This is a genomic window from Maribellus luteus, assembly GCF_003576475.1.
Taxonomy (GTDB): Bacteria; Bacteroidota; Bacteroidia; order Bacteroidales; family Prolixibacteraceae; genus Draconibacterium; species Draconibacterium luteum.
Window position 1 is genome coordinate 1 of sequence record NZ_QWGR01000105.1, and the last position, 673, is coordinate 673.

Genomic DNA, 673 nt, shown 5'->3' on the forward strand with positions numbered 1-673 from the left:
GGCGATGCGCAAGCTGTATGCCGTGCGCAATACGCTGGCCGGGCGGATGTTGCTGCAACCCGCGTTCTCGATTCTCACCATTGCAGGGGATGCTTGCGCAAAGCTGCGCTCGGGCGACTGGCGCGACGTGCCAATGTGGGCGGCCCACCTGCTTGCAGTCGCGGTGCTGCTCGTGTGGCTGCAGACAGCCTGTGGCCTGCCCGCGTGGCTCATGCTGCTGGGCGTGGCGTATCCGGCGCTGTCACTGGCGGCGATCCGCTCTTTCCAGGAGCATCGCCCGGCGGATTCCCACGCCACCCGAAACGTGATCAACGACGCCGGCTTGATGTGGCGGTTGCTGTTTCTCAACAACAACTACCATCTGGTGCACCACGACCTGCCTTCCGTACCGTGGTTTGCATTGGCATGGGTCTACCGCCGCCGCGCCGACGACTACCTCGTGCGCAACGGCGGCTTCCATGTGCGAGGTTATCGGGAATGGCTGATCCGCTACGCGCTGCGTGTGGCGGCGCCGGTAGCGCATCCGCTGTTCCATGGTCCTTCCGATCGGCACGTGTATGCGCCGCGTTCCTATGGGGAATATCGCGAATATGGCGAAGCATGAGCGCTGGGTGGCAGCCCTCCCGATGTACAACGTCTCTGCGTCATTGCGGGACGACTGGGCCACGCTCAT

At 64.0% G+C, this 673-nt stretch carries 1 protein-coding gene; it reads left to right on the plus strand.

The genetic code is table 11. The features are described 5' to 3' along the window. On the plus strand, nucleotides 1-604 hold a 604-nt coding region (locus D1614_RS28135), incomplete at its 5' end, for a fatty acid desaturase (RefSeq protein ID WP_175579309.1). Between the last annotated feature and the right edge of the window lie 69 nt (nucleotides 605-673).